We start from the raw sequence: 1,633 nt of genomic DNA on the forward strand, positions 1-1,633 counted from the left end.
TTCATACTAATCTCCATTCCGCGCGCCTTCGGGCGCGGCACAAATAGTAATGAAAGATTTTCAAGCCCTCCACTCCATGAGATAATAGCTTCAAGAAGCTACACTACAAAGCACGGGAGGAGGAGTTGTAAATTCTTTCTCGTTTTAGACAGCATACTAATCAGTGTAAGTCCTGCCTTTTCAAGCACAAATAAGTGGCGCCATGAGCCCGTACACTAAGAATTGTTTTAACGCCTTGGTTAAATTGTGTGGCAGTTCAGTCAATGGCTTCTTATCTTTTTCACGAAAGGAGTATGACTATGAAAGTTACTTACCTAACCTGTTGTGGTGTCGATGTTCACAAATCATTTCTCGTTGCCACAATCGTCAAGACTACTGGTGGTATCGAACCTTCTTATCAAAAGAAACGTTTTTCCACCTTCAACCACTCAATTCTTGAGTTCAAGCAATGGCTTCTTGAAAATGACTGCCATGATGTCTGCATGGAATCCACTGGGAAATACTGGGTTCCTGCCTTTAATCTTTTAGAAGATGAAATCAATGTTACCATTGCTAATCCAAAATGGGTAAAAGCTGTGAAGGGTAACAAAGATGACACCAAAGATTCTAAATGGATTGGGGACTTGTTCCGTCTCGGACTTGTGAAAGGCAGCTACATTCCTTGCAAGAAAATCCGTATTTTACGAGAATATACAAGGTATCGCTACAAATTGGTTTCCTGCCGTTCCAGTGAAAAGAATCGATATCAGAATGCGCTTACTGTTTGTAATGTCGCTTTAGATTCTGTTGTTTCCGATATCTTTGGGAAGTCATCCACATCCATTATTGATTACCTGCTTGAGCAGGCTGACAATTCTATCAATCATGAAGAAATCGCTTCTAAGCTTCTTAGACGTCTCAAATCCAAAGAAGATGCTGTGATTGAATCCATTGAAGGATATCAGATGACTGATTCCCAGAAATATCGTATGCGCCTCGTCCGTGCACATATGGATTATATCACAGCTGAAATCAATGATGTAGACTCTATGATAGAATCTATGATTTCTTCTGATCCTGATTATGAAAATGCTATCCAGTTCCTAATGACTATTCCGGGTGTTAAACGTGATAGTGCAATCACTATCATCTCCGAAACAGGTATTGATATGTCTCAATTCTGTTCTTCTAAACGTTTATGCTGTTGGGCTGGTTTAGTCCCTGGCAGCAATGAATCTGGTGGCAAGAAGAAATCTGTTCGGATCGCACGTGCTGGAGTTTACCTCAAACCTGCATTGGTACAATGTGCTCATGCAGCCGTTAAATCCGAAAAGTCTCCTTACTACAAAAAGAAATATGAATCTCTTATGAAACGCCGTGGCAAGAAAAGAGCCATAGTTGCTGTCGCTCGAATGATTCTTACTGCAATCTACCAGATGTTATCAACTGGTGAAGCATGGAATCCAAGCGACTTATACAAAATCGATATGCCTGAAGCTTTACTTGAAAAACAAAAAACAAAAGCTATCAAGCAGGCTATGAAGCTATTACAACGTGAAGGATTATATCCACCACCAGAACCAATAGCTTCTTAAATTATTTTCGAAAATCAACACTTCAAAAAGTTGCCATTTCTTGACAGCTTAGATTAGTG

Annotated in this window: 2 protein-coding genes; both read left to right on the plus strand. The window is 40.0% G+C overall.

Annotated features, from left to right (window positions below; translation table 11 throughout):
• A partial coding sequence (locus tag DXC51_RS29860; RefSeq protein WP_207660884.1) for a hypothetical protein occupies positions 1-219 on the plus strand: 219 nt, incomplete at its 5' end.
• Positions 220-299: 80 nt separating this feature from the next.
• A complete protein-coding gene (locus DXC51_RS29210) occupies positions 300-1,574 on the plus strand; it encodes an IS110 family RNA-guided transposase (protein WP_117546106.1) in 1,275 nt (424 codons plus the stop codon).
• Positions 1,575-1,633 lie beyond the last annotated feature (59 nt).

This window comes from Eisenbergiella massiliensis (genome assembly GCF_003435485.1).

Bases quoted from the DNA above. Each gene is read 5' to 3' on its own strand.
- DXC51_RS29210 (WP_117546106.1), top strand. From the start codon at position 300: ATGAAAGTTACTTACCTAACCTGTTGTGGTGTCGATGTTCACAAATCA.